The sequence below is a fragment of the Ruegeria sp. genome, assembly GCF_965243365.1.
GTDB lineage: Bacteria > Pseudomonadota > Alphaproteobacteria > Rhodobacterales > Rhodobacteraceae > Ruegeria.
This window is the reverse complement of the sequence record NZ_CBDEUW010000002.1, coordinates 1,239,850-1,263,183: the sequence shown is the minus strand read 5'-3', so window position 1 is coordinate 1,263,183 and position 23,334 is coordinate 1,239,850. Positions and strand designations below refer to the sequence as shown.

General features: G+C 54.7%; 18 protein-coding genes. 6 read left to right on the top strand and 12 right to left on the bottom strand.

Annotated features, from left to right (window positions below):
- Positions 1-2: 2 nt before the first annotated feature.
- The 3 genes from ACP0GE_RS09940 to ACP0GE_RS09930 form a co-directional block, all read right to left on the bottom strand.
- Positions 3-974 (bottom strand): NAD-dependent epimerase/dehydratase family protein, encoded by a 972-nt coding sequence (locus tag ACP0GE_RS09940; RefSeq protein WP_424831791.1) that lies wholly within the window; start codon positions 972-974, stop codon positions 3-5.
- Between the two features lie 173 nt (positions 975-1,147).
- A complete protein-coding gene (locus tag ACP0GE_RS09935; RefSeq protein ID WP_424831790.1) occupies positions 1,148-2,605 on the bottom strand; it encodes a lipopolysaccharide biosynthesis protein in 1,458 nt (485 codons plus the stop codon).
- 89 nt (positions 2,606-2,694) lie between these two features.
- Positions 2,695-3,885, bottom strand: coding sequence for a PepSY-associated TM helix domain-containing protein (locus tag ACP0GE_RS09930; protein WP_424831789.1), 1,191 nt, complete (start codon positions 3,883-3,885; stop codon positions 2,695-2,697).
- Between the two features lie 695 nt (positions 3,886-4,580).
- On the opposite strand from ACP0GE_RS09930, the gene ACP0GE_RS09925 reads away from it, so the two are divergent.
- On the top strand, positions 4,581-6,065 hold the full coding sequence (locus ACP0GE_RS09925) for an NAD(P)/FAD-dependent oxidoreductase (RefSeq protein ID WP_424831788.1): 1,485 nt from the start codon (positions 4,581-4,583) through the stop codon (positions 6,063-6,065).
- Between the two features lie 20 nt (positions 6,066-6,085).
- On the opposite strand, the gene ACP0GE_RS09920 is transcribed toward ACP0GE_RS09925, so the two are convergent.
- The 4 genes from ACP0GE_RS09920 to ACP0GE_RS09905 are packed head-to-tail and all read right to left on the bottom strand — an operon-like array spanning position 6,086 to position 10,527.
- Entirely contained in the window at positions 6,086-7,027 is a 942-nt protein-coding gene (locus ACP0GE_RS09920; protein WP_424831787.1) for a sulfotransferase family protein, read from the bottom strand.
- Complete coding sequence (locus tag ACP0GE_RS09915) at positions 7,011-8,036, bottom strand: glycosyltransferase family 2 protein (protein WP_424831786.1); 1,026 nt, start codon at positions 8,034-8,036, stop codon at positions 7,011-7,013. Before ACP0GE_RS09915 ends, ACP0GE_RS09920 begins: the two co-directional genes overlap by 17 nt.
- Positions 8,033-9,526, bottom strand: coding sequence for a hypothetical protein (locus ACP0GE_RS09910; RefSeq protein WP_424831785.1), 1,494 nt, complete (start codon positions 9,524-9,526; stop codon positions 8,033-8,035). The genes ACP0GE_RS09915 and ACP0GE_RS09910 overlap by 4 nt, the downstream gene beginning before the upstream one ends.
- The gene (locus ACP0GE_RS09905) at positions 9,523-10,527 is read right to left on the bottom strand and encodes a UDP-glucuronic acid decarboxylase family protein (protein WP_424831784.1); all 1,005 of its coding nucleotides are present in this window, start codon (positions 10,525-10,527) and stop codon (positions 9,523-9,525) included. The genes ACP0GE_RS09910 and ACP0GE_RS09905 overlap by 4 nt, the downstream gene beginning before the upstream one ends.
- Positions 10,528-11,176: 649 nt before the next feature.
- On the opposite strand from ACP0GE_RS09905, the gene ACP0GE_RS09900 reads away from it, so the two are divergent.
- Together ACP0GE_RS09900 and ACP0GE_RS09895 are read left to right on the top strand one after the other, a co-directional pair.
- Positions 11,177-11,704 (top strand): VPLPA-CTERM sorting domain-containing protein, encoded by a 528-nt coding sequence (locus tag ACP0GE_RS09900; RefSeq protein ID WP_424831783.1) that lies wholly within the window; start codon positions 11,177-11,179, stop codon positions 11,702-11,704.
- Positions 11,705-11,952: 248 nt separating this feature from the next.
- Positions 11,953-13,653: a hypothetical protein gene (locus ACP0GE_RS09895; protein ID WP_424831782.1), complete on the top strand. Its 1,701-nt coding sequence runs from the start codon at positions 11,953-11,955 to the stop codon at positions 13,651-13,653.
- Positions 13,654-13,665: 12 nt separating this feature from the next.
- Here the strand turns inward: ACP0GE_RS09895 and ACP0GE_RS09890 are convergent, their stop codons facing one another.
- Together ACP0GE_RS09890 and ACP0GE_RS09885 are read right to left on the bottom strand one after the other, a co-directional pair.
- On the bottom strand, positions 13,666-14,070 hold the full coding sequence (locus ACP0GE_RS09890) for a GtrA family protein (protein ID WP_424831781.1): 405 nt from the start codon (positions 14,068-14,070) through the stop codon (positions 13,666-13,668).
- 27 nt (positions 14,071-14,097) lie between these two features.
- Positions 14,098-15,369: a right-handed parallel beta-helix repeat-containing protein gene (locus ACP0GE_RS09885; RefSeq protein ID WP_424831780.1), complete on the bottom strand. Its 1,272-nt coding sequence runs from the start codon at positions 15,367-15,369 to the stop codon at positions 14,098-14,100.
- A gap of 444 nt (positions 15,370-15,813) precedes the next feature.
- Here ACP0GE_RS09885 and ACP0GE_RS09880 point away from each other — a divergent pair, with 444 nt between their 5' ends.
- From ACP0GE_RS09880 to ACP0GE_RS09870, 3 genes are all read left to right on the top strand, one after another.
- Positions 15,814-17,907, top strand: a complete 2,094-nt coding sequence (locus ACP0GE_RS09880) for a right-handed parallel beta-helix repeat-containing protein (protein WP_424831779.1) — start codon at positions 15,814-15,816, stop codon at positions 17,905-17,907.
- Between the two features lie 870 nt (positions 17,908-18,777).
- On the top strand, positions 18,778-19,725 hold the full coding sequence (locus ACP0GE_RS09875) for an O-antigen ligase family protein (RefSeq protein ID WP_424831778.1): 948 nt from the start codon (positions 18,778-18,780) through the stop codon (positions 19,723-19,725).
- A 280-nt stretch (positions 19,726-20,005) separates the two neighbouring features.
- On the top strand, positions 20,006-20,701 hold the full coding sequence (locus ACP0GE_RS09870) for a sulfotransferase domain-containing protein (RefSeq protein ID WP_424831777.1): 696 nt from the start codon (positions 20,006-20,008) through the stop codon (positions 20,699-20,701).
- A gap of 7 nt (positions 20,702-20,708) precedes the next feature.
- Here ACP0GE_RS09870 and ACP0GE_RS09865 read toward each other — a convergent pair whose 3' ends face one another.
- From ACP0GE_RS09865 to ACP0GE_RS09855, 3 genes are read right to left on the bottom strand one after another with little or no spacing between them, the layout of a single operon-like run.
- Entirely contained in the window at positions 20,709-21,389 is a 681-nt protein-coding gene (locus ACP0GE_RS09865; protein ID WP_424831776.1) for a polysaccharide deacetylase family protein, read from the bottom strand.
- A 1-nt stretch (position 21,390) separates the two neighbouring features.
- Entirely contained in the window at positions 21,391-22,413 is a 1,023-nt protein-coding gene (locus ACP0GE_RS09860; RefSeq protein WP_424831775.1) for a lipid II:glycine glycyltransferase FemX, read from the bottom strand.
- Positions 22,410-23,288 carry a sulfotransferase family protein gene (locus ACP0GE_RS09855; RefSeq protein WP_424833833.1) on the bottom strand — a complete coding sequence of 293 codons (879 nt, stop codon included), beginning with the start codon at positions 23,286-23,288 and terminating at the stop codon, positions 22,410-22,412. Before ACP0GE_RS09855 ends, ACP0GE_RS09860 begins: the two co-directional genes overlap by 4 nt.
- Positions 23,289-23,334 lie beyond the last annotated feature (46 nt).

Sequence of the window (23,334 nt, the reverse complement as noted above, 5' to 3'; positions counted from 1 at the left end):
TTCTATGCCGTCAGTGGAAGGCGCATCTCATCGCTAATGTCGTCAATAATCTGGCTTAGTGGAACAGTCGGGCGAAAACCGGTGACACGTTCAAGTTTTGAAACGTCCGGCAGCCTGCGTTGCATATCCTCGAACCCGACAGGGTAAACCTGATCGTAAGGAACGTGCTGAATCTCAGAAGACGAGCCAACTGCCGAAATGATCTGCTCGGCCAAAGCACGGATCGATATCTCTTGATCATTGCCGATATTGAACACTTCGCCACGCGCGTCAGGTGTTTTCATGAGACGGCACAAGGCCTCGACCACATCCGAGACGTGACCGAAGCAACGCGATTGGTCCCCGGTTCCGTGGACAATCAAAGGGGCGTTGTCCAAGGCCGCCTTGATAAAGTTCGGAATAACCATGCCATAACGACCGGTCTGTCGCGGCCCGGTTGTGTTGAAGAACCTCAATACGGTGACCGGCAAGCCGGATTCACGGGCATGAGCCAAGGCCAGAAACTCATCCAGAGTCTTGGCGCAGGCATAGGACCAGCGCAGATTCTTTGTTGATCCGATGGTAAGATCGTCGTCTTCCTGAAAGGGGAATTTCGCTGATTTGCCATAGACCTCCGAGGTGGAGGCAACAAAGGTATGCGCCTTGTTTTGCAGAGCGGCGTCCAGCACATTTTCGGTGCCTGCAACATTGGTCAGCATTGACCGGCTGGGTTCGTCCATGATCAGTTTGACGCCGACGGCAGCGGCCAGGTGAAATACGACTTCGGCCGGTTGCACCAGCTCGGCAACCAGCGCGCGATCCAACACGCTGCCTTCGACAAAATTGAACGAGGGATGGCCGGAAAGAGACGAAATATTCGACAACTGCCCTGTCGACAGATCATCCAGCACCGTAATTGTGTGCCCTTCGCGGATCAGACGTTCAGAAAGATGAGAGCCAATAAACCCGGCGCCGCCGGTGATGAGAATATGCATTTTTACTCGCCAGACTTACTACGGAAAACCAATCCTGCGCTTTATAACACGTCGATCCGAAAGCATCTATAAGCCTTGAAAGAATGCAAGGTTATGGCCGGAATTTGGAGGGTTTTTTGTAACTTTTTTCGAAACAATGGGCGAAAACTAGCGTGATTGCTGAGAGCGGAGCATCACGCCGAATTTTCGGGCGCCTCGGTCTGCGGGCGCACAAACGATCGCAACAGTTCCAGCCTGTCTCTCAGGCACAGAAACGCCAGCCCCGCGAACAACACCAGACCAAACACGGTTCCGGCCAATAATACGACAATTCCTGAAACATCCGCCATTTGGCGGCTAACCACATAAACGCCCGACGCCATTATTGCCGCCAGAATCAGAGGCGCGACGTGGGGGCTGATCAGAGAGGCTGTATGGACGCCAGCGATAGAGGCGAGATTGCGGAACCGCAGCGGCCACATCAACAGGAATGCAGCAACAAATGCGATTGCTGAAGCGGTCAGCCCAAATGGGATTGCGAAATAGATCAGCACGATGCCCAGCGCAACTTCGCACCAGGCCAACGTTGCCAATACGCCAACGCGCCCCGCCGCCAGACAATATGTTTGCTGCACTTTGTCGATGCACAGATAGACCCCGAAGAGACACATGATGCTGAGCACAGGCGCTGCTGGCACCCATTTGGGACCAAAAAGAACCGTCAATGCCGGTTCGGCCAGTACGGCCAGACCGGCGAAGGCAGGAAAAACCACTAGTCCGGTCATTCGCATAATGTCTTGCAGTAACTTGGGCGCCGCTGCCCCCTGGCGCATGACATTGCCGATGGCCGGAAGCGTCACCATGCGCAATGGGGTTGTGACCAGAAATGACGCGATTTCGATGACCCGCCAGGCAATCGAATACAAACCGGCCTGAGTAGGCCCAAGCGATGCCCCTATGATGACCGAAGGCATTTGCACGGCTACAAGTTCTGCCGCCCTCAGACCGACCATCCGGTGGCCAAAGTGCAAAACCTCGCGCACATGCGTGGACGAGATGTGTAACCCTGGTCTCCAGGAGACAGCAGCCCAGGCCATGACCACGTTCACGGCAACCTGGGTGACGCGCTGACCCGCAAGGCTCCAGACCCCGAAGCCCGACAGCGCCATTCCAATGCCAACCACGCCGCCTGCAATGACGCCAGCGACGGCCCTGAGAGCCAAGGCCCGGAACTGCATTTCGCGCCGTAACAACGCAACCGGAACCGCAGTCAGGGCAATCATGGGCACTGTTGGTGACAGCGCGATGATCAAAGGGGCGACCTGTTCTTCTTTATAGAAATCAGCGATGGGTCCGGATGCGACCAGTAACAGACCCGCCAGTCCGAACCCAAATACGACCATGAGCCAGAAAACCGAATTCAAACGTTCGGTCGATAACGCATCGTTTGTCAGCAAAATCTCGGAAACCGATTCACGAACCAGAAATTCCAACAGCAGGACAAAGGCCGCCGCCATTGCCAGAATGCCAAACGCTTCGACCCCTAGAAGGCGGGCAAGCAAAGCGAACACGGCAAAGTTTATTGCCTGCTCGATCCAGCTACCGGCCGACATCCAGGCAACGCCGTTGGCAAATTTCCGTTCAAGTGACATCGCGACCTTGCCGTTTTGCCAAGGATGCTACCCGGCCAGGGCCCAGGAATGAAGGGTCGATCATTGATCGGAAGATCGGATCGTAGCGGTTACAAAGCATAGTGATAAATTGTTGAGGCAATCATGCCCAATACCAACAACGCATAAGCCCAACGAAATATTCCAAGCGCTGTCCAGACCCGTCGAATGGCGCTGACTTGATCATGATGGATGCCGTCCTGGCGGGCGGAAAAAGTCAGAATGCCACTGACCGCAACACCAAATCCAACCAAACCCAAACCGAACCATAGCAACCGCGAGGGCAGCCCGCCCCAGGTTCCGTAGTGTAGGTGATCAACAAGGTCTCCCAGCCGGGCGATACCTTTATTGTCCGCAGGGGTAAACGTTGCCAGCAAGTCCATTGTGACCGGATCAATAAAGACTTGGGCCGGACCGATTAGTTGGGCCCCCCCATCCCAATTCCCTACGAACGTGATACCTTCGCGTTTATTGCGGGGAAGAAACATCACGTTTGGAGCGAAGCCCGGCAAAGCTGTTCGCGCCACTGCTTCGGCCTGATCGATGGTCACCTCACCAAAACCTTCCGGCAGAATATCGGCCCTTTCCTGCGCTGGCGGAGGTGATGGTGTCTGCCCGTTGATACCCAGACCCGCGAGAAAGAAGATGACGGTGGTCAAAGCAATCACCAGCATCAACGCACCGGACCAAAGTGCCAGCAACCTGTGCAACCCGCCGAACCATCCACGACGGCCCAATCTGTCAGTCGGGCGGCGGAGAAAACCTTTCCAGAAGCGTTTGTAGCTGACCAGCCCGGACACAATCAGAGCCAAAAGCAGGAATGAAGTTCCTGAGACCAGAAGGTAGCCCAGCAAGTGATCTGTCATGAGCGTTTCGTGAAGCACTGAGAGAATCCCGGCAAAGCCAGGGCCGCGTTCGACGTCAACGACAGCGCTGCTTGCCGGGTCTATCCAAACTGTTTCGGCGCCACGCGTTGAGTAAACATATGCAAGATCGGCCAGTCTTGTTCCGGGTTGCTTCTCGATAATGCTGACTGCCCGAACGCCCTCGCTGGATGAGACCGTTTCGTAGATCGAGCCAAAGCTGGCCGTTCTTTCAGTGTCGGAAAGTGAGGTCCAGATTTTCGGATTGAACGCAACTTCCAGATCTCTTGAGACGGCAAGAATGGACCCCGTCAAAAACATGAAGGCCAGGAACAAAGACAAATGCAGCCCAAGCCATGTGTGTACTTTAAAGGTAATGTTGCGAAAATGACGACCCATTTGAACCCTAGAACCCCTGCAAGGCGGCTTCAAAATCCTTTGCAACTGACAGGGAGTCAAGCAGACAGCGACAGCCATTGGGGTGGCGGGCCTATGAGCGAAAATCTCGGGCTTTGGAGCGTCCACAGAAGGTCGATCATGCCAGAATTCACCAGTGCGCAGTTCGACTCAAAAGGTGATCGGGTTCCATACTATTCAAGATTGAGGCATAATGCCTCAAATTGCGTCTAACTGTTTCCCCGTTGGCGTGGCTTATAGTAGTGGTTCACTGTGTCTTGTCCGAACCTGTCAGGCGCAATTTTGAAGAGGGTTTGAAACAGTCGATTGGATAGCCGCTCTCTTGGAAGACTTGAGTTGGAGTTGAAATTATTCTCGAATGTTAGAAGTGCAATACTATTATTTAAAATTAATAATAACAATAGCTTACGATAAATGAAGTCCTGGGATTCGCGGTTCGTTTCGTCTTGAGCGCCGTGTTTCTCACTCGTTAGGTAAATTTAAGGATGCGCATTTTGCTCGCGAAAATCCGTCTGGAATTGACCCGTCGTCAACTGCGCTTGGGGGCTATTTGCATTGATCTGCTTCCGGGCCAACCTCGACGCTCAGGTGACTTTGCCGGTAGGGTGGTATTAGTTGAGAATCTGCGGCAACCTCTTGTAGCCTGAATGTAGCGTATTGGTATGGGTGTTAGTGATTTGAAAAAAGATATTGTTCCAGTCGTCGTTATTGGAGGTGGCCCAGCAGGTCTGACAGCCGCTTATGAACTCCAAAAACTGAGCGATACGCATGTTCCGCATGTTTACGAAGCTTCGGACATGGTCGGCGGGATTTCGCGAACCGAAAGCCACAATGGCTACCGCTTTGATATTGGCGGGCACCGGTTCTTTACCAAAGTGCGCGAAGTCGAAGACATGTGGCACGAGGTGATGGGGGATGACTTCATCACCGTGCAGCGTCTCAGCCGTATTTTCTATCGCGGTAAGTACTACGATTATCCACTTCGGATATTCAACGCGCTTGGCAATATCGGTCCGTATGAGACCTATAAGATCATCGGCAGCTTCGTTAAATGGAAGCTGCGCCCCAAGCCGCAGGAAGATACGTTTGAAGAATGGGTGATTAACCGTTTTGGTGGACGCCTGTATATGCATTTCTTCCGCAGCTATACGCAAAAGGTCTGGGGCATTCCGCCCTCAGAAATCCGTGCGGACTGGGCAGCGCAGCGGATCAAGAACCTGTCGCTGCCGAAAGCCGTCTGGAACGCGATCTCGGGTGCCAATGATACGGCCAGCCTGATCGAGGAATTCCAGTATCCCCGGCTTGGCCCCGGCATGATGTGGGAAAAGACCCGCGACCTGATCAAGGAAAAAGGCGGAACGGTCGAAACTCATTCGGAAGTGATGCGCGTGAATCGCGACGGCAATCGCGTGACGTCGATTGATGTGCGTCATTGGAGCGAAGACGGCGAGAAAACCACCGAACGCGTTGAAGGTGAAGAATTCATCAACTCGATGGCCGTGCGTGACCTGATTCATGCCTTCGACCCTCCGCCGCCGCCCGAAGTTGTCGAGGCCGCGGATCGCTTGCGGTATCGCGATTTCCTGATCGTGACACTGGTGCTGGATCACCCTGACCCATTCCCGGATAACTGGATCTATATCCACAGCCCGCAGGTGAAGGTCGGTCGTATTCAGAACTTCCGTGCGTGGTCGAAAGAAATGCTTCCGGATCAGGAAACAGCTTCGATCGGGATGGAGTATTTCTGCCAGAAAGGTGACGGGCTTTGGTCGTCTTCGGACGAAGAGCTGAGACAGCTTGCCAGCGAAGAATTGGAAAAGCTGAATCTGGCCGAAGCGAAGGATGTTGTCGATTTTGCGGTGATCCGTCAGCCCAAAGCCTATCCGGTCTATGACACTGACTATAAAGAAGCTTTGGATACCGTCAGCGATTGGTTGAAGACGCTTGAAAACTTCCAGACTGTTGGGCGCAACGGCCTGCATCGCTATAACAATCAGGATCATTCGATGCTGTCGGCGATGTATGCGGCGCGTAACATCATGGGTGAAGAAAATGACGTCTGGGACGTCAATGTCGAACGCTCGTATCATGAAGAGTTCGAAGTGAAGCCTGAGAAGAAGAAGATTCTGGGCCGTGCCACGAACAGAGTGGCGCAACGCTAACTGAAATGCAGATTTGAGCGTCAGGTTTTCCAGGCGCTCAAATCACGATCCAGCAATCTTTCCAGATTTTCGATTTCCGGCGTCAGCCGTTCCTGCAGAATGGCACGCGCGGCCGATGGCATTTGCACACCGCGTTTAAGGTTGAATTCTGACAATCGATCCCGAATCCTGCGCCGGGTTTCCAACGGCATCACCCGGGCAATCAACCCGGTGACGGGGTTGGGTTTCATAAGGAAGTCCTGAAAAAACCGACTGCGCGGAACGCCACCTGCGTTTGCGCGGGTAGACATATCGGGCATGAATTCCGGGTCCGCGCCGATGAACACAGTAATGTCTTCGATGACCTTCTGCGGGTCAGACTGAAACTCTTCATATGTGCGGATCAGAAACTGATCGCTGTCAAACAGGTCGAAGTACCGCGTCAACTGCTGCGCATAGAGCGGAAATCTGGAATATCCGAATAAAGGTTGCCAGCCAGCGGCAAGCCTTTCGTCTTCGGCCTCTATCGCCTTGGTGAAATCCTCTATCGGTTCAATCCGCTGCTTCACGGCATACAGATAGTGGGACAACGCCTGGTCGATTGGATTGCGCAGAATGACCACCATGCGCGCGTTCGGAACATGGTGATGAATTCTTTCCGGTGCCTTTGGAGAATACAGGTAAAGCGGTGAGGCTTCGCCACAGATATTCCCTTCCGGTGCGTCTGCAAACAGCGCCCGGTAGGCCTCGATATCCGTAACCGAGTTGTTGACGTAGTCCGCACCCGGACCGGAATAAGCCAGTGTTTCGCCTTCAAAAGCAAAGAAGTTCGGCTCTTTGGCCGTTGGCATGAAGACACTTGGGTTTTGACGCAGATATGAATACAGCGCAGTCGTTCCGGCGCGGGCTGCTCCGAGGATCAAAAAATCGGGTAGTCTTCCGTTGGTCATTGTTTGAGCGGCGGCGTCAGCTGCGGGTAACATGGAGTTTCTGCTTTTGCCCCAGGACATGATACTCGAACAGGCACCAGACATAGATAGTGGCCGAATAGACGTAATAGACCTGATGGTAGAGCAGGCATTTGAATGCAAACCATGGGCCGCCATGACCAGCCATTGTCCGGGTCAGATCCAAATTTGCGACAAACGCTGCCGCCAAAAAAACAAATGGCAAGGGCCAAGCCGTAGGCCAGAACGGCAATGCCAGAATGGACAACAACAGTAGCCCGGCAATCCCGGCCCGGACCCGCTCGGCCATCGAGGTGTTCAGATCGTCCGTCAGACCCTCTCGCGAGATCATCAGCCGCGCCCACGGCAGTGCCCGGCAATAGATGTCTGTGCTCAGGCTGTTCCGCATTGTCCAGACCTTCAGGTGTTTGCCCTGCAGTTGTGGTTCAACCAGAATGCGGCGCCCGGATTCGGCAATGCGATACCCAAGTTCGATATCTTCGATCGAAGGGACCTCGTAGGTTTTGACGTCAAAGCCACCCACTTCATTGAAAACATCGCGCCGGATAGCGCCGCACCCCGCCCAAAAGGTACAGGCCTCTCGCCGGGCCCGTTGGTGATGGTAGCGATGGAGCAGATTCTTGTAGCGTGAGAACCACGCTTGCCCGTCCGGTGCATCGTCGTAAGAGCCAAACACGGCGCCGACATTGTCTTCGGACATGGCGCGGCGGATATGTTCGGGTCCGTCGGGCCATGCAATAACGTCGGAATCCACAAACCACAGAATGTCACCCTTTGCATGCTGTGCCGCCAGGTTGCGCGCGGCACCGGGGCCGCCGTTCTGTGGTGTGGTCAGAACCGTTGCACCCATTTCGCGGGCAAGGGCGGCGGTGCCGTCCGGGGACTGGTCATCCACCACCAAAACCTCCTGCACCTGACCGGTTTTCAGCATGTCGATCAGGGGTGGCAGCACGCGCGGCAACAGATGTTCGGCGTTATAGGCGGGCATGACCACGCTAATGGAAAGAGGTTGATCAGAAGTCACGATGCTTCTCCGGCAGATATTCGCGGCGTTCCAGCCGTTCTGGCAAGGTAAAGAAAGGCTGCTGAAAAGGGCAGCAACCACATGACACGCGCGCCATAACGGTCGGCGGGTTGGGAAACTCCGCCACACACAATTGCGTTAACCGCGATGCCAATCAGGATGAACAGCGCAAAGAGCTTAACGTCCGGTGATACGCGCCCCGGTATCAGCAGCATGATCACGATATAGACAAAAGATATAAGATAGATCGAGCTATGCAAAACATCGATAGGTTCAATCCAGGAGCGGTCTACGGACAGTAGACCACCTCGGATTAACTCCTGCTGAGTTTCCGTTATGCCCGCCAACCGATGGGCATTGTTCAACTCGATATCCGACGGAATTGTCATATCAATGCTGTCGCGCAAAACCTGACGATACCCGTTGTTGATCAATGCCCAAGTTGTCGCAAACGGATGGGACAGAAACACATCTTTGGCAAAGTCCCTTTGCGTCAAAGCGATCTGTTTTTGATCTTCCTTGGGCAGCCTTCTGAACGAACCCAGTCGGGGGGAACGCTCGAAGATGATGTGTGATGCCGTCAATCTGTACGGATCGTCGGACCAGGACAGTGCTTCATGCAATGTACAGGTCGGTATTTCTGCATCCGGGCAAACGTCATTCAGGTAGTCCATTCCCGGCCCATCGACGATAAGTCTTGCAGTGATATGCGGTGTATAGACGACCTCTTTATTGGTCGTGGTTTCGACCGTGATCTGAAATGCCTTTCGCTCGGCCACCGACAGGGCAAGAACCGCGACCATGAGAACGGTCGCCCGCCAGCGCCCAGGCATTTTTCGGACCAGGGCCGCAAGGATCACGAAGGGTATCATCAACCCCGCAATCGCCATATGCGACGGATGCAGGACCGAGCACAGCAATGCCAGCCCGGAGATCAGCAACAGCTCCCAAATTCGCATTTTTGGCCCAAAAGCAGTAAGCGCCGCGATCGCCATCAACATGACCGGCGCGAATATATCGGGCATCATGTAAGCGATATAGAATGGCAGGGACGTGGTGGCGGCCACCAACAGCGGAACGGTTGTCAGGGTAATGATATTCTGAAACCCGCCCAGGGACCGGATCGCCGTTTTCGCCAGCAACCATGCCATAAGAAATACAACACACAGGTGCAGGATCGGAACAAGGCTAAGGGCATTGGCGCGAAGAAAAGAGGCCATGACAAGCCCGTAGATCAGTGACCGGGATCCGGTGGCCGTGTCGTCTTTGTCTGCTGTCGCGGCACCGCCCTGTCCGCCATCCTCAACAACAGGGGGAAACAGGCTGTCCAAAGCCACACTGCCCTGTCGGATATAGCTGCCGGTATCAAAGTAATACAGCGGTTCGCCATTGATCAGCATTACCGACAAACAGGCCAGCACAGCCGCGAGCACCAGCACAAGGGCTCTGGCGCTCCAAACCTGTTTATCAGAGCGAACCGTCACGGTCATATCCGTTCGTCTGCCCTTTCCGCCGTCAGCGCAGTTCGCTGAAAATACGCGATTGTGGCTTTCAACCCGTCTTCCAGCGCCACCTGTGGTGCCCAGCCCAGCTGTTCGCGGGCGCGGGTGATGTCCGGCTGCCGCTGAATCGGATCGTCCTGAGGCAGCGGGCGCTCAACCAGTTCGGACTTGGACCCGGTCAGGCGGATGACGGCTTCGGCCAGCTCTCGGATACTCAATTCGACGGGGTTGCCCAGATTGATCGGTCCGGTCACGTCTTTCGGGGAATCCATGAGCTTGATCAGCCCGTCGATCAGGTCGGATACAAAACAGAAAGATCGGGTCTGGCTGCCATCTCCGTAGATCGTGATGGGCTCATCGTTCAGGGCCTGCATGATAAAGTTGGATACCACGCGCCCGTCATCCGGGTGCATGTTCGGGCCGTAGGTGTTGAAAATCCGCGCGACTTTGATCGGCAGGTCGTGCTGCCGGTAGTAGTCGAAGAACAGTGTCTCGGCGCAGCGCTTGCCTTCGTCATAGCACGAGCGCGGTCCGATCGGGTTGACGTGCCCGACATAGTCTTCGGTCTGTGGATGGATTTGCGGGTCACCGTACACTTCGGATGTAGATGCCTGCAGGATGCGTGCGCCAACACGTTTTGCCAAACCCAGCATGTTGATCGCGCCATGCACGGCCGTTTTTGTCGTCTGTACCGGGTCGTGCTGGTAGTGGAACGGCGACGCCGGGCAGGCCAAATTGTAGATTTCGTCAACTTCCACGTAAAGCGGGAAGGTCACATCATGCCGCATGACTTCGAAACAGGGGTGACCCAGAAGATGGCGTAGGTTGCCGCGCCGCCCTGTAAAGAAATTGTCGACACACAAAACTTCGTGCCCTTGCTCCAGCAGGGCCGTGCAAAGATGTGAGCCCAAGAAGCCGGCGCCTCCGGTGACCAGGACACGTTTTGCGTTCAGGTTTATGTTGCTGGGGTCAAAATCAGACGCGTTCATTATCGGTCTCTACAGTTATGAGCCAAAGCGTTTGCAGCACTTCGGCATTAATAAATTGGTCAGGCACCATAAACGGTTCTAGAACATCTTCGGCCGCAAAATGAGTGCCTGTAATCGGTACATACAGCTTTGTTGAAGTTATACGAAGATTCCGGAGTGACGAAGGGTAAAGTTGAAGAGCATCCGGATTCCGTACGATTTTCCCCTTACGCTCTTTCGGCAGGAAGTCAGAAGGCGACAATATCATGGTTAACCTGGGATTGTTCCTGTGGGCAGCTTATGATTTCACGGCCATTTAGGGGCGATTTAAGGCATATGACGAATAATCGGCGCGAGGATTCTGGTTCGCCTGCAGGTTTTAGCCGGCGCAGTCGACAAGGTGCCGAAAGTCCGATGATTTCAGTAGGAGTGATTCCCGGGGGATTCGTTTTTTCGCCACAATTGGGGGTAGAATTGTAACCTCTTCGGAAACAAATCGGCGCTGAGTGTAATATTTTGTGTATAAACAACCTATAAGGACACAAAAAAAACATATTGGTAAAGATTTCACTCGCTTACCTGGAAAATAGTGTGCTAACTGAAGGCGTACTAAGTGCTGCATCCAGTTATTTCGTCTGGGTGCATTCAGACAGTGTAACGAGGGTGGAACATGTTTAACACTTTGAAGACCATGGTCATTGCCGCAACGGCAGCCCTGTTTTTCTCTGGAACCGCTGAAGCTGTAACAGTGGTTGTTGAGAACGGCAGCTATGACATCAAGTCAGATAACTTTTTCACAGGCACCGTGTCGACCAATGGTGGCCCGGGTTTTTATATGGTGAACTTCACAACCACAGTGGATCCGCTGGCCGGTAGCGCGAATGCGTCCGTCACAGCGAATATCCTGGGCACATTCAGCGGCCTGACGATGAGCTGGGTTGACGCTGCGACCAACACCTTGATCAACTCGGTTGCTCTGGTTGCGGGTATTACGTCGCTGGATACCATCTTTACGTCCGCGAACACTCAGGGCCAGAACCTGCTGTTCAGCTGGTCAGATTCGCAATCTGCGAACGGTGGTCCGATCCAGTTTGACTTTGACGTTGCCGCAGTGCCGCTGCCGGCCGGAGGCCTGTTGCTTCTGACCGCGCTGGGTGGGCTGGGGATTGTCCGTCGCCGTCGCAAGGCAGCCGTATAAGATAGTTTGGCCAAGCCGGTTTTGGTTTGGCTGACAGTTGGCAAACACAAAGAAGGCCGCGCGACAGCGCGGCCTTCTTTTTCGTTGAAAACTTAGACCAATCGCACGGACAATGAATATCTCATACCACCCGGGCAACGGGGCCCGGGCTTCGTCCTTAGATCGGTGCCCTACATTAACCGGAGCCGCAGAGTGGGTCCGTCACCCGACGTAACGCTCTGTCTTGAAGACAGTCAGGAGAGAAATCAGTGCTGAGCAAGGTTTGGGTCGGACTGATTGCATTGGTCACCTTTTTATTCGCCGTCGTAGCGTTGGGTGCAATCGGAACGCCGATGGGGCATTCATACGGTTTCAACATGAGCTGGACCCTTGCCTTTACCGAAGCTCTTGGACCCGCGTCGGTATACCCCCGGTTTCTGCCCGATCTTTGGGATGGGGTCGGCGGGTTGGATTTCTTCTTTTATGCGCCCTTGCCGTTTTATGTGACTGCGGGTCCGGCGCAATGGCTTTGCCCAGGCTGCAGCCCGCAAGTGGTGTTCGGAGTAACCGGCGGGCTATTGTGCTGGTTGTCGGGGGTCACTTTTTGGGTGTTTGCCCGACAGTTTCTACCGCCGACAGCAGCGTTGTTTTCATCCCTTTTATGGGCGCTTGCGCCCTATCATCTGGGTATCGACTGGATGTTCAGGCAGGCTGCCGGAGAGTTTGCGGCCTATGTTTTTGTTCCGCTGGTCTGTCACGGAGTGCTTGTCGCCCTGAGGGATCAGCGCCCGGCATTGTCCTTGCCGCTGGGGCTGGCCGGCCTCGGTTTTAGCCACCTGCCAACCCTTCTTCTGGTTGCGCATGTGCTGGTGGTTATCGTCGGCGCATGGCTGCTTGTCTTTCGTAGGCATGTCCTGCGCTCGGTCACGCTCCTTACGGTTATGGGAGGAGCGGGCGTTGCCCTGTCTGCGGTCTATTGGTTGCCAGCAGTGGTGCTTTTGGGCGATGTTTCCCCGGACGGGCTATATACGAAGGAACTTGTCCCAGACTATTGGTTCCTATTCGGGCTCGATACGTATCCGGACAGCAAGTTCAGAATTGCGCTGCTGATGTTTCAGGTTGTCGCGTGTATTGTCGCGGCGCTGGCTGTCACGGTCACCAGGGGCAATACCAGAAAAATCGTCACGATCTGGGCGCTGTTGCCCGCTGTCCTTGTGCTGCTGCTGAACGGCTCGTTTTCGCAGGTGTTGTGGGACAATTGGATAATTCAGAAAGTCCAGTTCCCGTATCGCTTGACGGTTATGTCCGATCTGGCGCTCGCCCTGGCGGCGGGGTCGGTGCTCTATGCTTTTCAAACTGGTCGTTGCACATGGCGTCGGGTTTCGTTTGGTGCAGGTGTTCTGGTGCTGTCATTTGCGGCGCTTGGGGTTTTGGTACCTGACCGCATTGCAAGAGGCGTCGCTGCCCGAGGCGAGTCAGTGGTTATGAGGGGGGCGCCTGAATATCTTCCCCCTGCGGTGTTTGATCCTCTGGCCGCAGAGGTCCAAGCCGCCGACGCACCGATCTGGGAACTGCCGCAATATCTGCTGGACTTCGTGGCAACGATCGACATGCCCGCATCAGGGTTCATCAAGCCCGTGGCCGTTGGCCCCCGCCAGTGGCTGATACCGTCCGGCGCATTCAGGCAGGCGGATCCGGTGAAGCCGGTGCACGTGGCCTTGATGTATTGGTCTCATTTGCAGGCAACAACTGTGGACGGGGTGCCGGTGGCGCTGTCCTGGGATACCGATAGCGGGTTTGTCACATTAGAGCCCGTCGGAGAGGATGTCAGAATTTTGCTGCCGTATCACTGGAGCGAAAAAGCTGGCCTTGCAATGACAATCGCTGGTTTGATCCTCGCTGCGGCGTTTGGCCTATGGGCGCACAAGCGGACGGGACGTGAATTGGCAAACAATCTGCCACCGAAGTAAGAGCGGCAGCGCCTAACCGGGTTTCCGAAACACCCACAGCGTCGAGATGACGTAGTTCGCGACAAACGAGGCACCAATTGCCACCAGCAGGATGAACCAGAAGGGCAGAGGCGTGAAATAAGCCAACCCCTCGACCACGGCGAGACGTATCGCTAACGAGGACAACACGGCCAGAAAATACTTGCCATACCCCCTGAGAGACATGGAGCTTTGGTCGGTGTGTTCGTAGCTGAAGATATTGTGCCCGACATAATTGATAATCGAGCCCAGGATGAATCCCAGGGTCGAGGCGATCGCGTAAGGCGTAGACAAGGTTCCGGCCAACAGCAGCGCAAGCGCATAGTCCGCTGCCGTGCCCAGGGCGCTGATGCTGAGAAACCGCAAAAGCTGGCGTTTGTCTTTAAGGTCCGAAATCACGGTGCTGCGGCTTTCTGAATCTTGTAATCAGCGTTGGGTCGGATAATTCCTGACCAGTGTGGAACCAGCCTTGAGGCGGTCGACCTCGCTGCCGGGGCGTACCCCGTATTCGTGAAATCCATTGGCTGAGCCCGTCTTATAAACGATGAACTCGCGATTATAGTACCCACCTCGCGAAGGTGACAGATCCTGAATGAGTGCGTTGTTCACAACGGCCCAGTCGCGCTGGTTTTCATATCCGACGATCTCGCTGACTGCGTTTTGTTCGATGACAACTGACGTCGAGGACGAGACGTTGATGCGTGGGATCGTAACTTGCCCGCTGTTGGATATCGGTATGCGGATGATCGAATTTTTGCGAATGGAAAGATCATCCACCCCGTGCACAGAAATTCCATGAAGATGTGCATTATAAATGACGTTGTTTTCGATCAGAATGTTTTGATGGCGCAGCTGGGGGTTGCTTGTGTCCTTGCCGCTGGCGCCCATGAAAATAGTCTGAGTGTAATCCCCGGCCCCCATATCGAAGACGTTGTCGCGGATGACGACGTTGGTGCTGCGCGTATTCGTTGTGCGCATCAGCTGGATCATATCACGGTGATCTCGCGTGCTGCCGGCGCGAAAATTGTGTACCGTGTTTCGTTCGATCAAGACATCATCGATACCGCTGAACGCCATGCCGTCTGCGCGAATATCATAAATCTGATTTCCACGGATGGTCAGGAACGTCGTGTGGACCGCAGTGATTGCACGCAACCATTTCCTCAGAATATTACCCGAGATGGTGATTTTTGAACTGTCGCGGATAAAAATACCCCGGCCAAACCCGGTCCCAGCATTGTAATCACCATCGAATATCGAATTGGAAATCGTAATGCCGTGGCTGTTTCTGATTTCAAAGCGGATCACATGAACTTTGTCACCCGGGGATCGCACATAGTCGAAAACCAATCCGTCAAATGTGATGTTGCTGGACTTTGTTACACGCAGCTCGGTCAGGCAGGCAGGAGATTGCGGATCAGCGGACCGGATGGTGACGGGCTTTTTAAAGGACTGCCGTACTCTCAATGCGCCATAGTTGCCGCCCGCCAGCAGAAATGTCTCGCCACCCTGCGCGTTTTTGAGTGCGGCTGACAGTTCTTGTGTAGTGCTGATGGTCTGGCCGCCTGTTGCCTTCGGCAACGCCTTGGTGATGACAAAACCACGGCAGGCCGCAGCGGCGTGCAATGGCGCGGTAAGGGTAAGCATGAGAATGCAGGCAAACAGCATCAGGCCAACGGTGGAGTATGTGAATCGCATGTGCAGTCACTCTTCCTGATGAGGGTGCAAAAGTACCCTACGAACACTCAGATGCCTTGTCCATGACACGATCTGGCGGGTTTTTAACGGGCGGCCAGGCCGGTTTACGCGCCGGAAAAGGGCAATTTACCGCCTATGATTAGCATGGATACGCGGCCCCACGCCTGAAAAATGGCAAAATAATGTCCTTTGTTGCGGAATAAGAATCAATTCGCCAAACCCTTAATTACCGCTAAGGGAAGAGGAACAATTCCCAGTATCGAGTATCGAGTTTCACTCGGAAATGACGGCAATGGGGCAATATTGTCTCAATTCAGGCGACAATTTCCAATCACAGCCATATTCCGGCCAACCTGTCGCCATCGTGCGGCTGTTCCCTCTGTCCCAAGTGAGCGGAAACTCGTGCGCTAACACTCATGGCGCCACTGATACAGAAGGTGAAAAATGTCGACGATAATTACGGTAACGTCTGCGACAGAGTTGAAACAGGCTCTTTCACAGGCAACTGGTGGGGAAACGATACTGTTGGCGGCTGGGGATTATGGGCGCCTGGATATCAGCGCTCAATATGCTTCGAATGTCACTATCAAATCGGCAGACGCGACCTCGCCTGCCTCGTTCTCGGAGCTGCGTGTAAAAAACGCTGCGAACATCACGTTTGAGGACGTGAAATTCGACTACACGTTTAGCGGACAAGCTCAAAGCTACAGGCCGTTTCAAATCAATGGCAGTTCGAACATCACGATCAAGGAGTCGGTCTTTGACGGGGATGTGGCGTCGGGCGTGTCTGCTTCGGCTGATGGTTTTGGGACAGGCTATGGGCTGTATGTTCGCAACAGTTCGGGCGTGACAGTTGAAAACAACGAATACTTCAACTGGCTCAATGCGCTGCATGTGGGGGCAAGCAGCAACGTTGCCATCAAGGGGAACAATATTCATTCCATTCGCGCAGACGGAATGTATTTAGACGGCAATCAGGGGATCACCGTCGAAGGTAACTATCTGCATGATTTCAACCGCTCGCTTAATTCGGGCGATCACGGGGACTTCATCCAGTTCTCGAAATTGCTGGGCCCCAGCAGCGACATTACTATCCGCGGCAACGTCATTGACATGGCCGGCGGCGATTATGCGCAGGCAATCTTTATGGGTAGCGGTCACTCCGACCCCAGCGATCCGTCTATGTTCTATCAGAACCTGCTGATCGAAGATAACATGATCTATAATGGTCACATTCACGGGATTGCTGTGTCTGGGGCCAACAATGTGACGGTTTCAAACAACACGGTTCTGGCGGTACCCGGTTTGCTGACCGGCGGTGTGTCTGTGCCCCAGATCAACGTGTCCAGCGTTTCGACGAATGTTACGATCAACCAAAACGTTACATCTGGCGTGGTCGGGCATACGGGACAGGCGGATTGGAGTGTGTCGAACAACGTCTTCGCACAGAACACCAATCCCAACGGGGCAAACTACTACGACAACCTGTTCACGTATCACGCGACCGGAGCGCAGGACGGCTATAACCAGTTCGGCGTCAAGTCGGGCAGTGTTATTGAGACGCTGGGCGCGGGGTCCAGCATCGAGCAGCAATTCCCGATGTCCTATGACTCGTGGGTTGGTACTAGCACGACAGGTTCAACTGATAACGGTGGCGGGACAACAACACCGGACAGTGGTACGACCCCTCCGGACAGTGATTCCACCAATCCTGACACTGATGCGCCTGCTCCGGATAGTGGCTCTACGCCTCCGGACGCCGATACCACACCTCCTGATGGCGGCACGACGGAGCCTGACAACGATCCGACTGCCCCGGATGGTGGAACAACTAACCCTGACTCAAGCGGTGGCGACTCGGATGATAATGCGACCGCTCCTGATGTAATCTCTCCTGTTCCAGATGAGCGTCCGTCGTCCGGAATGGTCTTCGACGATTTCGTGCTGGAAATCGCCAATTTACCGGGGAACGATCAGGCTCGGTTAGTGGGTGATGCCCATGTCGCCGACACAGGGTCCGGCCCGGCAATTCAGTTTGATGGTAAGGACGACTTTGTAAAAATGGGGCGTCTCAAAGAGTTTGAGGGATCGGACCAGATTGCCTTCACTGTCGAATACGCGCGCAATGAAGCCGATGGCAGCATGCAGCGGTTGGTCTGGAATCACACAAAGATCGGTCTGACTTTGGACGATGACGGGTTGATCGCCCACGTCGCCAACAATGACGCCAGTTTCCACAAAGGGTTCCGGGCCTATGATCTTGGCCTGAATGACACCGATACTCATGTCATTACCCTAATGGTCGATGAAACGGCGGATCGCCTTCAAGTGTTGGTTGATGGTGCGGTGGTCATTGATGAGACCAGTGTCGATTTCGACTTCTCCGGCGGCCGCGAACGTGGTTGGACCTTGGGTACTGCGTGGGGTCGGGACGTGGACGGAGAAGTCAGTGCGTTTGCGATCGACAACGAGGTCGAGTTTGTTGACAATCCCGTTGTCGTCGAGACCTGGGTTCAGGATGATTTGCAGATCGTCTGATACACGCCGCCGCTGAACAGTAGGCGAAATTTCAGAGGAATGTTCGGGAGGGGCGCACAATGGTGCGCCCCTCCTTTTTCTTTTTCGAGTCCAAATCCTGAAGTTTTCACGTTTGCCCCGCAGCCGCTTCGTGGCACTTCGCGCCCAGAAAATTAGGACTTTTCGTGCAAATTGAGGCTTCCGGGCCCTCCAGCGTCTAATTTCCCCCGAAAATTCTCGGTGTGGGTCTGAGTTTTTGGCAATCTGCATGAAAAAGGGAGATTTTGCCGGGCCTCAAGCCCGACCGCGCTTAGCAACCAGAACCTGAGACTGGTTCACCCTATTGTGGTCGCGTTTCGACCCATTCAGATATAGGGTGAAATCAATCTGGCTTTTGGTAGTATCAAACGCGACTTTGAGCAGTGGGTGGCGCAGAATTCGCTGCGCAGCAAACACCTGGGCTTGGCGGTTTGAAACAATGATTGACGAAGTTAAATGGTAGCATCGGCAGACACGACAAGAGCAACGCGCGCAACAGGAGGCCGGGCCAGCACAGAGCGTAGCCCGCTCGTCGTTCCCCTCCTGTTTATCGGATTTGTGCTGCCCTTCTATTTTGAAGTCGCCGGACTGCAGATCGGAGTATACCGACTGGTTCTGTTGATTTTCTTTATTCCGGCGCTGGTTCGTTGGCTCGATGGCTCTGGCGGACGGTATACCGCTGACTACCTCATGATCGTTTTTGCGCTTTGGAGCGGCTTGGCGATCTTGTTGAATCATGGCCTGATCAGATGGGAATTCGTTGGAATCGGCGTGGTTGAAACACTAGGCCCCTATTTGATCGCGCGCTGGGCAATACGCAGTGCAGCCGCGTTTCGGGCCTTTGCCTTATGGATGTTCATCCTGACACTGATGATGCTGCCGTTTAGCGTCTATCAATCCTTGACGGACAAATCGTTTATTCTCGACTTCTTTTCGAAATTCGGCGCCGTGGCGGATGTTGTGCACTATGAACCGCGTCTTGGGCTTTACCGCGCCCAAGGCACCATGCCGCATCCCATCTTGTTTGGCGTTTTCTGCAGCGTGGGCTTTGGCCTGACATGGTATGTGCTGGGGTATGGGAAAGGGATGGCCTACAAAGGATCCCGGGTGGGTATTGTGCTGGCTGCGACTTTCACCTCTTTATCCTCGGGCGCGTGGCTTTCGGTTGCCGTGCAGATGGCGCTGATGACCTGGAAGACTGTTCTCTCTGAGGTCAAGAAAAAGTGGAACCTGCTGCTGTACATGTTTGCCGGGCTTTACGTCTTTGTCGACTTGGTTGCCTCACGCCCCCCCGTACAGCTGTTTGCGGCCTACCTTACCCTCAATAAAAGTTCTGCCTGGTATAGGATCCATATCTTCACGCACGCGTCCGATGATATCATGAATAACCCGATTTTTGGTATTGGCCTCAGGCCGTTCAGCAGGCCGGCCTGGATGGTTCCCACCCTTGATAACTTTTGGATGGTGGTTGCCTTGCGTTATGGCTTGCCTGCCTTGTGCATTCTGGTCGCGACGGTCATCGTGACTTACATAGCCGTTGGGCGCGCAAAACTGTCCGGCCGACTGGAAAGCTATCGGTGGGGGTATCTTTTTGCCTTGGCCGGGTTTTGTATCGCCGCCATCACGGTGCATCTATGGGAGGCAACATATTGCCTTTTGATGTTCATGTTGGGTGCGGGCGCCTGGATGATTGATGCCAAGGATGAAGCGGCACAGCCAGAGGGATCGGAGGCGGAGTCCCGTCGGATCAGATACACACGATTTGAACCCAGGAAAGCGCCAGCAGAAGAAACAGCGTGACGATAGGCGCGTTGCGTTCAGAAAGTTGCTCATAAGGAATTGATGCGTGTCAGCTCAGCCAGACAAAATAATGACGGACGCGGGGATAGGTCGTAAGCCAAAAAGATCCGGGTTGCGAAAGTCTATTACCCAGATCCCTATCTCGTTTAGAAAGAACTACGGGCTGCTGAAAAATCCCGAACTGTGGCGGATGTTGCCTCTTTTCTTGGCGTGCAGAGCCAGTGCGAAAGGCACCGGTAAACTACAGCATAAGATTTTTGTCGGAACCCACCACAAGGCGATGACGACCTATTTCAAGGCGGTGCTCAAACTGCTTGCATTCGGGTTGGGGGAACGGTTCGAAGATATCGCGAGGCAAATCCCGAACCCGAAGACCAAGGTCTTTTTGTCCATTCACAGCCAGACCCCTTTATCTGAGATCGGGCCCTATAAGGGCATTCACCTAATGCGCGATCCGCGTGACATGATCGTGTCGTCCTATCACTACCATTTGTGGACAAACGAGACTTGGGTGCATGTCCCGGATGAGAATGGCCAGACCTACCAGGAGAAGTTACTGGCGGCGGACAAAACCAAAGGGCTGTTCATGGAAATTCGCCACTTTATCTTTTTCAACCGCGAGACACTGGAAAACTGGGATCTGGATGACCCGAATATTCTTGAGGTCTCGTACGACGATCTAATGGGCGAAAATCGCGATGAGCTTTATGCCGAAATGTTTTCGTTCCTTGGGCTGAAGGGCAAAGCGCATGAGCTTGCGGTACGTCTGATGCGCCTGTTCGAGGCCGGAAAACGCAGCAAAGTCTCGGCAACAAAAACAAATGAGCGCGCGCATATCCGTAGTGGGCGAAGCGGGCAGTGGAAAGACGAGCTGGAGCCCGAACATATTGCGTATATCGAACAGGAGCTGGGGCATATTCTGGACAAGTTCGGGTATGCGCGTTCGCCTGTCGAGCAATCGCAGGGCGCAATTTGACCCCTGTCTAGCGTAACGGCAGCAAACGCTTTCTGGTCATCCCCAAGGCCCGTCGCAATTGTTTGGCTGGCGGCATTTGGCCAGCAAGTATCGCGTCGAATTCAGTCTCAGTCATGTCCCCGCGCAGGGACGTGCGGGGGCGCAGGAACGCCGCATCGTTCATCAGTCCCATATCGCTGGAAAACGCGACCCGGTAGCCATGGTGACGTAGCGCACGCAAAACGTGGGCGTTGTAACGACCAAAAGGTATCCCGGCCTCGGTCACTTGTTTGGCGCACAATTCCTGCAAAACTTCGCGCGACTTTGACAGTTCCGTATCCAGCGCCGCAGGCTCCAACAGGCTCCAGTCGACATGTGCGATGCCATGGCTGCCAATGCTCATCCCACCGCCGATCAGGGTTTTGATGTGATCGCGGTTTAGCGACCCGGGCTCATCCAGCCGCCCCGTCAGAACAAAGAAAGTGGCGGTCAGCCCGCGCTGCTTCAGCGCCGGTAACGCGATCTCATAGTCCGACAGGTTGCCATCATCGAAGGTCACGACAAACTGATGCGGGTCTGGCGCTGACGCAATGCGATCAAGGACGTGAGTGAACTGTGCCTCAGACAGCCAGTAAGGTGCCTCGCCATCCTCCAGATCGCGCACCGGGGCACCGACCCCGTGAAAATTTATGCCAATCTTTCGCGCCATGTCAGGATTTCAGCTTTTTGTGCAGAGTTTCCGCAAAGTTGACCAAAGCAGCCCCTGGCCCGGCTGGCCGAGCTTCGTAGGGGCCAGCGGCAATGGCATCGGCTCCGCCCGTTCGCAGCTTGAACCGCGTGACGCTTGGGTTTGCCTCGGGGTCGATACCCCCCAGGTCAAAACACTTGATCCCCCGTTCACGGCAGTAGAGCATGGCTTGCCACATCAGATAGTGCCCAGCATTCAACCGCCGCCCCGCGTCTGACGTGGCACCGAATAAATATGTTGCAGTTGACCCGGAACACCCGATTGTCATCGCCCCGATATCTTCGCCATCTTTACGCGCGATCAACACGTCATGGTCGAAATCCGGGCCTGACAGAGCATAATAGAACTCTGGCGGGATATCAGGTTGAAACCCCTTGGCGTCTCGCACCTGTTCGTAAAGGTGGGTGAAACGATCCGACAAGTCCAGGATCGAACCCGTTTCCAGCCCTAGATCTGCCTTCAATGCGTTGCGCAATGGATTGCGCCATTTGCCATGCAGTGCGCGCATCAGGTCTTCCTCATCCTGATCCGGGTTGATCAGCACCGTTCGATACGTCGCGGCTTTGTCTGTTGATGCAAAGCCTGCTTGTGCAACTGCGTCTTCTGCCGGATTGACCTGCACTGGAAACCGCAGACGCAGAATATGACCTGCGGCACGCGCATGGTCGCGCAGTTTCGACAGGATCGCGCCAAGCATCTCGGCGGAGGGTTCGGGTTGGCCAGCAACGCAGGTCAGTGGACCGGCCGCGATCCACGCGATGCCCCGGTTCAACACCGGGATTTTCTTGATCCTCAGACAAGCTGCAGCAATCGGGATGTCCTGCGCGTCGTAAAGGGCAACAAATTCTGCACTGGCCCCGATACGGTCTGCCGCAGCCTGCGCATAGGTCAGGCTTTGCTCATATGTCAGGTCGCTGAACAGCCCACTGATGCGGGGCCAGTCTTCTGGCGCGACGGGGCGCAGGGAAAGCTGATTTGGTGTCATTGATCCGCCACCCTGATGCCCTTCACTTGCAGCATATCCTCCAGATAATCCTCTTCACTGGCCTCCAGCGGCTTGGATGGTCTGAGGGAGAACTGCGCCGGCAGCGTGTTCTGCTGCAAGGCCACTGCGGGGACATGGTGCGTGCCCAGAAACCGGGCAACCTCGGCAAGAGTCCCCTTGGGGTCCGCGCAGAGCGCCGCGTAATCAACCACGAAACGCCGGTCTGCGCCGACATGGGCGCAATCGCGTTCGATATCCTCGGCGACACCGATCACCTGACGGCACGCCCGTTCGATATCCGTATCACCGCCCGCGTTTGACGGGCGGACGGACCACCATTCATCCGCATGGGCCTCGGGCCCTTTGTTGCGGCGCTGCGCCCGCAGGATTGACCGGGCCGTGTCTTTGGCGTCGCGTTGAACTTCCAGAAACAGGCAATTGGGAAACAGGGCATCCAGCAGGCGCACCCGGTTCGAGTGCATGACGTTCTTGTTGATAAAGGGTGACGAAGACAGGTTTGACATTCCGGCCAGCGTCGATCTGATTTCGTCGACCGGTAGTTCTGCAATCTTCTTCTCATCCGTCCAGGGGCCATCCTCCAGCCAGCGCTGCCAGATCCATCCGCCCTCGTTTGGGGCAGCCCAGCCGGAAATGTGGCCATAGTCGCTTTGATAAGATGGCTGGTGGTCAGCGATGAAGGGTTGCCCAAGCCGGGTTGCCGCCAAAGGTGTCTTGTAAAACCGATGCGCCAGATTGGTGAAATATGAGAAGGCAAATTGGGTCGTCATCAACTCATAAAACAACGAAGTCCCGGATCTTGGGGCGCCAAGAATGAAAACATGGGGCCACCGGGCCTCGGCTTGCCGCGACAGCATTTTTGCTTCGATTGGAGCAAGAGCCGTATGTACCGTTCCGCGCACA

Excerpts from the sequence above, each read along its gene's own strand:
- ACP0GE_RS09935 (WP_424831790.1), bottom strand. The coding sequence starts at position 2,605 with ATGTCACTTGAACGGAAATTTGCCAACGGCGTTGCCTGGATGTCGGCC.
- ACP0GE_RS09940 (WP_424831791.1), bottom strand. The coding sequence starts at position 974 with ATGCATATTCTCATCACCGGCGGCGCCGGGTTTATTGGCTCTCATCTT.
- ACP0GE_RS09880 (WP_424831779.1), top strand. The coding sequence starts at position 15,814 with ATGTCGACGATAATTACGGTAACGTCTGCGACAGAGTTGAAACAGGCT.
- ACP0GE_RS09920 (WP_424831787.1), bottom strand. The coding sequence starts at position 7,027 with ATGTTACCCGCAGCTGACGCCGCCGCTCAAACAATGACCAACGGAAGA.
- ACP0GE_RS09870 (WP_424831777.1), top strand. The coding sequence starts at position 20,006 with ATGACGACCTATTTCAAGGCGGTGCTCAAACTGCTTGCATTCGGGTTG.
- ACP0GE_RS09930 (WP_424831789.1), bottom strand. The coding sequence starts at position 3,885 with ATGGGTCGTCATTTTCGCAACATTACCTTTAAAGTACACACATGGCTT.
- ACP0GE_RS09910 (WP_424831785.1), bottom strand. The coding sequence starts at position 9,526 with ATGACCGTGACGGTTCGCTCTGATAAACAGGTTTGGAGCGCCAGAGCC.
- ACP0GE_RS09900 (WP_424831783.1), top strand. The coding sequence starts at position 11,177 with ATGTTTAACACTTTGAAGACCATGGTCATTGCCGCAACGGCAGCCCTG.
- ACP0GE_RS09875 (WP_424831778.1), top strand. The coding sequence starts at position 18,778 with ATGTTCATCCTGACACTGATGATGCTGCCGTTTAGCGTCTATCAATCC.
- ACP0GE_RS09885 (WP_424831780.1), bottom strand. The coding sequence starts at position 15,369 with ATGCGATTCACATACTCCACCGTTGGCCTGATGCTGTTTGCCTGCATT.
- ACP0GE_RS09860 (WP_424831775.1), bottom strand. The coding sequence starts at position 22,413 with ATGACACCAAATCAGCTTTCCCTGCGCCCCGTCGCGCCAGAAGACTGG.
- ACP0GE_RS09905 (WP_424831784.1), bottom strand. The coding sequence starts at position 10,527 with ATGAACGCGTCTGATTTTGACCCCAGCAACATAAACCTGAACGCAAAA.
- ACP0GE_RS09855 (WP_424833833.1), bottom strand. The coding sequence starts at position 23,288 with ATGCTGTCGCGGCAAGCCGAGGCCCGGTGGCCCCATGTTTTCATTCTT.
- ACP0GE_RS09865 (WP_424831776.1), bottom strand. The coding sequence starts at position 21,389 with ATGGCGCGAAAGATTGGCATAAATTTTCACGGGGTCGGTGCCCCGGTG.